The sequence below is a fragment of the Streptomyces sp. NPDC056361 genome (genome assembly GCF_042262805.1).
Classification (GTDB): domain Bacteria; phylum Actinomycetota; class Actinomycetes; order Streptomycetales; family Streptomycetaceae; genus Streptomyces.
On record NZ_JBHJQI010000115.1, the window covers coordinates 21,109 to 27,466 of the forward strand.

5 protein-coding genes are annotated in these 6,358 nt (G+C 75.0%); 4 read left to right on the forward strand and 1 reads right to left on the reverse strand.

Going from position 1 to position 6,358, the window contains the following annotated elements; translation table 11 throughout:
- Positions 1-42 precede the first annotated feature (42 nt).
- Both ACFCY7_RS29545 and ACFCY7_RS29550 read left to right on the forward strand, forming a co-directional pair.
- Positions 43-603, forward strand: coding sequence for a hypothetical protein (locus ACFCY7_RS29545; protein ID WP_376489109.1), 561 nt, complete (start codon positions 43-45; stop codon positions 601-603).
- Positions 604-683: 80 nt separating this feature from the next.
- Positions 684-1,772, forward strand: coding sequence for a serine hydrolase domain-containing protein (locus ACFCY7_RS29550; protein ID WP_376489110.1), 1,089 nt, complete (start codon positions 684-686; stop codon positions 1,770-1,772).
- Positions 1,773-1,791: 19 nt separating this feature from the next.
- On the opposite strand, the gene ACFCY7_RS29555 is transcribed toward ACFCY7_RS29550, so the two are convergent.
- Complete coding sequence (locus ACFCY7_RS29555; RefSeq protein ID WP_376489111.1) at positions 1,792-2,343, reverse strand: MarR family winged helix-turn-helix transcriptional regulator; 552 nt, start codon at positions 2,341-2,343, stop codon at positions 1,792-1,794.
- 86 nt (positions 2,344-2,429) lie between these two features.
- Between ACFCY7_RS29555 and ACFCY7_RS29560 the strand changes: the two genes are divergently transcribed.
- Positions 2,430-3,653 carry an MFS transporter gene (locus ACFCY7_RS29560; protein ID WP_376489112.1) on the forward strand — a complete coding sequence of 408 codons (1,224 nt, stop codon included), beginning with the start codon at positions 2,430-2,432 and terminating at the stop codon, positions 3,651-3,653.
- 42 nt (positions 3,654-3,695) lie between these two features.
- Positions 3,696-6,358 (forward strand): DUF4132 domain-containing protein (locus tag ACFCY7_RS29565; RefSeq protein WP_376489113.1); only part of this gene is annotated, 2,663 nt, incomplete at its 3' end.

A 6,358-nucleotide genomic window follows, 5' to 3' on the forward strand; every position in this document is an offset into this window, starting at 1 on the left:
GGGCTTTTTCCTTGCCCGCGTCGTAGTGGAGAGCGGGGACTGATGAGCGAGCCGAATCCTTACGCGGACGGCGAGTACAAGTGGGGGCCGGGGCAGCAGGGCCAGACGCCCGGCACGCCGGCGTACGGATATCCGCAGGACGCGACGCCCGGGTACGGCTATCCGCAGGCAGGGTCCACCCCCGCGGCCGGAGTGCCGTACCAGCCGACCCTGCCGGGCGGGGTGCCGATCCCTCCGCCGCACGCCCCCGCGGGCTCGGGCGCGCCGCTGCTGAGCCTCGGTGACATCACCGTGGTCGGCGACCAGATCATCACCCCGGCCGGTCCGATGCCGCTCAAGGGCGCGGTGTGGAACGCGATGGACATGTCGCGGACCGAGGAGAAGATGCCGACCGTGGCGATCGTGCTCGCGATCGTCTTCTTCATCTTCTGCCTGCTCGGCCTGCTGTTCCTGCTGATGAAGGAGAAGACCACGACGGGCTTCATCCAGGTCACCGTGACCAGCGGCGGGCGGCACCACGCGACGATGATCCCGGCGACCGGACCGGACACCATCCACTGGGTCATGGGGCAGCTCAACTTCGCGCGTTCGCTGAGCGTCTGAGCGCCCTAAGGGCCACACCGGGGTCGGGTCCGGGTCGTCCCTGATGGTCCCCGACCGCGTCCGCGCGGGAACCTTGATCCATGACGAACTCGACGAACTCGTGGATGCGCAAGGTGCGTTGGCCGGTGGCCGCCGCGGCGGCCGCCCTGGCGGTGGCGGGCACGGCGGTGGCGCCCGCGGCGGCTTCGACCGGGACGACTCCGGTGCCGTTACGGCCTCCGGCGGCCGTCGCGCAGAAGGGCCACGTCGACCCCGCGGCACTGCGGGACGCGCTGGCCGGGTTGCCCGACGACTACGTGCGGGGCGCGATGGCGCGGGTCACGGGGCGGGAGGGGCGGTGGAGGGGGACGGCCGGGGAGTGGACGGTGCCGGACGACGCGGAGTTCGCGATCGGCAGCATCACGAAGCTGTTCACGTCCGCGATCGCGCTCCAGCTCGTCGGTGAGGGCCGGCTGGCCCCGGAGGACACCGTCCAGGAGCTCCTGCCGGGACTGCTGCCCGCCTCCTACGAGCCCATCACCGTCGGGCAGTTGCTCAGCCACACCAGCGGCCTGCAGAAGCCGCGCTGCGTCCGGCCGGGCACCCCGGTGGAGGTCGTGACCTCCGCGGTCTCCTGCGGCACTCCCACGGCCCCCGGATCGGCCGTGCAGTACAACGGCATCAACACCTTCCTCGTCGGTCTCGTGATCGAGAAGGTGACGGGCCGGTCATACGGCGAGGAGCTGCGCGACCGGATCACGCGACCCCTGGGGCTGCGCCACACCTCCCTGCCGGCCGACGACTGGGCCTGGGCGGAGGGCGGGATCGTCTCCCGCGCCTCCGATCTGGAGCGCTTCTTCACCGCGCTGATACGGGGCCGGCTGCTGCGGCCCACAGAGCGCGGCCTGCTGTTCACGACGCCGGAGACACCGGGAGCCGACTTCAGCTACGGGGGTCTGCGGCGGGTGCAGGCACCCGGCGGCGGCCCGGTGGTCTGGGGCAAGACGGGCTCGAACCACGGATACACGAGCGGCATCTTCGCCACACCCGACCTGGGGCGGGTCGTCGTGTACTCGACCCTGACCACCGGCGAGAACCCGGACGAGGAGACCGCACGGGTCCTGCGGATCGCGGGCGCCGGCTTCCGGGGCGCGGGCACGGGTACGACTGCGGGCGGACGGGAGGGTTAGGCCCGGTCCGGGCGATGGGTCAGACGTGCCAGCCCTGGGTGGGTTCGGTGGACTCGGCCTTGGACATGATCCGGCGGAGCATGTCGTTGAGGAGGGCGCGTTCGTCGGCATCGAGGACGCCGAGGAGGCGGTACTCCTCGTGGCCGAGGACGTCCATGGCGCCGAGCCAGGTCTCATGGCCGGAGGCGGTGAGTTCGACGACGACCCGGCGCCGGTCGGTCGTGGACTGGGTGCGACGGACGAAGCCGCGCTTCTCCAGGGCGTCGAGGCGGCCGGAGACGGAGGCGGGGGCGAGGTCGAGGTCCTGGGCGAGTTCGGAGGGCGCGGCGCTGCCGCCGCGGCCGGCGAGCTTGTGGAGGGTGTCGAACTCGTGGCGCTCCAGGTCGAAGTCGACGAGGGACTGTTCCCTGACCCGGCGGAAGTGGACGGAGAGCTTCTTCATCCGGGTGACGGCGCCTTCGACGACGGGGTCGAGGTCGGGCAGGACGGGCTGCCAGCGGGCGACGTGCTCGTCGGTCCAGTCACGCGGTTCGGATTCGCGCGGGGCACGCGGTTCCTCGGGATGCGCCATGGGGTGATCGTACGTCGGCGGGCGGCAGCGCTCACGTGAAAGTACTTCGTTGACGAATTATTTGGCACCGAAATACCCTACGACGCATGCCCGCCACCCCCGAGCACACCCTCGCGCCCCCGGCCGCACCCCACCCCCTGCGCACCCGCTCCTTCCGCCTGCTCTTCACCGGACGGGCCCTCTCCCTCCTCGGCGACGCCGCCATCCCCGCGGCCCTCGCCCTCGCCGTCCTGGAGGCCACCGGCTCCACCGCGGCCCTCGCCCTCGTCCTGGGCTGCGCGATGGTCCCCAAGCTGCTCCTGCTGCCCGTCGGAGGCGTGGTCGGCGACCGCTTCGACGCCCGCACGGTCGCGCTGACCACCGACCTCGTCCGCTGCGCCACCCAACTCCTCGTCGGCGTCCAGCTGCTCGGCGGCACCCCCAGCCTCGCCGTGCTCGCGGTCGCCGAGGCCGTCGGCGGAGCCGCCGGGGCCTTCGCGATGCCGACCGGATCGCCCCTGGTGAAGGGAACCGTGGCGGCCGCCTCGCTGCACCGCGCCAACGCGGCGATGAGCGTCGCCCAGAGCGCCACCAAGCTCGGCGGGCCGGCCCTCGCGGGCACCCTCGTGCTCACCGTGGGACCGGGCTGGGCGTTCGTCCTGGACGCCGCCACGTTCGCCGTCAGCGCCCTGCTCCTGACCGCCGTCCGGGTGGAGCGGGTGCCGATCCCGCGCCGCTCGCTCCGCGCCGACCTGGCCGAGGGATGGCAGGAGGTCCGCTCCCGGGACTGGTACTGGACGAGCCTGATCGCCCACAGCGCCTGGAACGGGGCCGCGGCCGTCCTCACGACCCTCGGACCCGCCATCGCCGTGCACCGGCTCGGCGGGGCCGCCACCTGGGTCGTCCTCCTCCAGACCGGCGCCGTCGGCTTCCTCCTCGGCGCCCTGCTCGCCGACCGGGTCAGCCCCCGCCGCCCCGTCCTCACCGCGAACCTCGGACTCGCCACGTACGCGCTGCCGCTGATCCTCCTCGCCGTCCCCGCGCCGGCGCCCGTGACCATCGCCGCCTACGGACTCGCCCAGGCCGGACTCGGATTCCTCTCCCCCGTGTGGTCCACCGCCGTGCAGCGGGCGATACCCGACCACGCGCTCGCCCGCGTCACCTCCTACGACTGGCTGCTCTCGCTCGCCGCCATGCCCCTGGGCTACGCCCTGGCCCCCCTCGCCGCCTCCGCCTGGGGACCCGAAGTCCCCCTGCTCGCCGCCGCGGTGGTGGTCGGCGGCTGCTGCCTGGGCACGGCGCTGGTCCCCGGGGTGCGGCGGTTCGGGTAGGGCGGTCGGCGGCTGTCAGTGGGGTCCTCTACCGTCGTTCGCATGGTGGTGCGGACGGTGGGGAACGCAGGGCTGTACGAGGGGCTGCGCGAGGCCTTGGACGAGGCGCTGGCGCGCGAGCTCGCCGAAGGGCCGGGAGCGCTCGGAGAGTTGCTCGGGGCCCTGGACGCGGAGGGGCGCAGGGGGTGCGCGCTGGCGCTCCACGCGACGGCGTGCCGCGACGCGCGGTCCCGGACGGAGCAGGCCCTCGCCGACCTGTCCGGACAGGAGCTGGGCTGGAGCACCGAGGAGTCGGACGCGCTCCTCGCGCGGCTCGTCGGGAAGGACGCGAAGGTCGCCCCGCACGAACTGGAGTCCTCCTTCCGGACGTTGGTCGCGGTCGCCCTGTCGGCGGCAGAGCAGGCGGAGGACTTCGACCGGGCCCGGGTGCGGGCCCTGCGGCGGACCGCCGACTCCCTGCACACCCTCCGGGCCGCCGAGTTCGCGCCGCTCCGGGACCGGATGGACGCCCTGCTGCGCCGGGAGGCACCCGTCACGCCCGGCCGGCTCCCCCGCCATCTCCTCGACCGGCTCGACGACTTCGGGCCGGCGATGCGCGCCGCGCACGAGGAGCTGCTCGCGGGTGCGGGAGTGGCCGCCTTCCTGGGGCACTGCGTCCTCCTGGACAAGCCCCGGGCGACCCGGGCCTGGCGCCGGACGTCGGCGGCCCTGCTCGGCGAGGCCGAGCGGGGGGCCGAGGTGGTGCGGCGGCTGCTGGAGGGGGTCGCGGCGCAGCCCGAGCACCGGATCAGCGACCTCGGCCCGTGGGGCACGCACGTCCGGGGCCTCACCGGTGACACCAACACCTCGCTGGTGAGGGGCCTGTTGTGGGCGGCCCTCGACCTGCCCGACGCCTGGGTGGTGCCGCTGGCGGGGGCCGTGGCGCTGAACGCCGGGACGGGACTCGGCGGCTCCGGGGGCACCTGCCGCAGTCAGCCGCTGGCCACGGCGGCCGTCGCCGTGCTCGGGGAGTGCGGGGACGCGCGGGGCGAGGAGGCCGTGCAGTGGCTCGGGCGGCTGGCGAAGCAGGTGCGCAACCGCACGGTGGCCAAGGGGATCGCCAAGGCCCTCGAAGCCGTCGCCGCGCGCTCGGGCGTGACGCCGTCGATGCTCCGCGAGCGCGGGGTGCCGACGCTCGGGCTCGACGGGCGCGGGATCCGGGAGGAGTCGCTCGGCGCGTTCACGGCGGAGCTCGCGGTACGGGAGCCCGGCACGGTCGTGCTGTCCTTCCGCGGCCCCGAGGGCCGGGTCCTGAAGACCGCGCCCCGGTCCGTCCGGGAGGGGCACCGGGAGGCCCTCAAGCGGGTCGGGGACGGGCTCAAGGAGCTCCGGGCGCTCGTCGCCGCCGAGCGGTCCCGTCTCGAGGAGCACCTGGCGGCGGGGACGTGCCGGCCGGCGGAGGACTGGCAGCGGTACTACGTGGACCATCCGGTCACCGGGGCGATGGCCCGCGCCCTGCTGTGGGAGGTCGCGGAGGACGGCCCGGCGGACGGTCCGGAGGGCGGCGGCGGGCGGTGGACGGCCGGGCTGCCCGAGCGGACCGGGGGCGGCTGGGCGCTCGCGGCCGCGGACGGCACCGCCCGCCCGGTCGGCGCGGGCGACCGGCTGCGGCTGTGGCATCCGCTGCGTGCCGACGCCGACGAGGTCGCCGAGTGGCGGGCCGAGGTGACGGTGCGGGAGGAGCGGCAGCCGTTCAAGCAGGTGTTCCGCGAGGTCTACCGGCCGCTTCCGGAGGAGCCGGCGACCGGCCCGTACACGAACCGCTTCGCGGGGCACGTGCTGCGGTACGGGCAGGCGCGGGCGTTGATGGCCGAGCGCGGCTGGGCCGGCGACCACCTGGGGTACTTCTCGGACGGCGCGTCCTCGGAGATGGTGAAGGAGCTGCCGGTGCCGGGGGACCTGCCGGCCGGCGAGGGGACGCACTGGCGGGCGCGGTTCTTCGTGGAGCTGGTGGACGAGGGGGTGAGCCGCGACGGGGTGGCCCTGCTCTGCGCGACGGACCGGGTGCGGTTCGATCGCCGGTCCGGTGCGGCGGGCGCGCGGGGCGCCTGGGCGGAGGCCGCCCTGGCCGACGTACCGGCGCTCGTGCTGTCCGAGGCGCTCCGGGACGTCGACCTGTTCGTGGGCGTGGCGTCGGTCGGGGCGGACCCGGACCGGCGGGACCGCGGGGAGGACCGGGCCCACGACGGGTACCGGGAGCGCTGGGCGTTCGGCGAGCTGTCGGAGCCGGCCCGGATCCGACGCGAGGCGCTGGCCCGGCTGCTGCCGCGGACCGGGATCGCGGGCCGGGCGGAGCTGACCGACCGGTTCCTGCGGGTCCGGGGCGAGGTGCGGACGTACCGGATCCACCTGGGCTCGGGGAGCGTGCTGATGGAGCCGTCGGACACGTACCTGGCCGTCGACGCGGACCGTGCGGCGCGGGGCGGCGGGCGGGTGTTCCTGCCGTTCGAGGAGGACGGCGGGATGCTCTCGGTGATCCTCTCGAAGGCCGTCCTGCTCGCCGCCGACGACCGGATCACCGACCCGGTGCTCGCCGCGCGGATACGGCGGAGCTGGCGGCGGGCCACGGCCTGCGGACGCTGCGGGTCACCTGGCGGGCGACGGACGCCGCGCCCGCCTGCGCGCCGCTGTTCCCTGGGCTGCCGGCCCCGCTCGGCTTCGCGCTG